The 704-nt window shown below is 40.2% G+C and carries 1 protein-coding gene; it reads left to right on the forward strand.

The genetic code is table 11. The features are described 5' to 3' along the window. Window positions 1-599, forward strand: a 599-nt coding sequence (locus HMPREF2700_RS11795) for a DUF2515 family protein (RefSeq protein ID WP_210389870.1), incomplete at its 5' end; no start/stop codon positions are given. Window positions 600-704 lie beyond the last annotated feature (105 nt).

Genomic DNA, 704 nt, shown 5'->3' on the forward strand with positions numbered 1-704 from the left:
GTAATTATGTTGCTCCTGTAAAAAAAGCCCTCAATGCTTTGCCTTGGGCTTCCACAGCCCTGCCTGGTGTAAAGGGTTTTAAATTGACCAATGAAATACAGGAGGCTTTTAAAAAATTACCACTCATAGAAAAATTAAAACCATACAGTATAGATGCTTTAGCATTTCAAATCGAACACCTGAAGATGATTGCAGTACAAGAACAGAAGAATATCCTACAAAGCATATGCTGGAATCATCCATGGATGCGCGCGGGTGCAGAAATGCAACGGGAGGTGCACAATCCCAAAACTTTTATTCGTTTTCACAGTAGCTATTATGAAGAAGAGATTGGCTCAATTATTGGTATGACAGATAAGCTGCGTTACAACCTTCGAGAGGATCCGTTCTCATATGCACCACGGAATATGAAAGCAGAGGAATATGATAGTAGGATGAAATGGATTTTAGACGTAGCAGATAAATATCATAGATTAATGAGTACAGATCCTGGCAGAGCGTACATAGAGAAACATTTACGTATTATCGCTACTTGGGCAAATAGTACCAAGAAAGGAAAAACCGATGGCTATTCGAACGACCCTCAAGGCAATCAGTAAGCGTATTGTAGCAGCTCTGTTGGCTACTCTCTTACTCGCTCTGATCTCATTAACAGTTCATGCTTTAGAAGACAAGGAGAAAATCATGCCGCAGGAAGTCACTTT

The organism is Neisseria sp. HMSC068C04 (genome assembly GCF_001810105.1).
GTDB classification, from domain to species: Bacteria; Pseudomonadota; Gammaproteobacteria; order Burkholderiales; family Neisseriaceae; genus Neisseria; species Neisseria flavescens_B.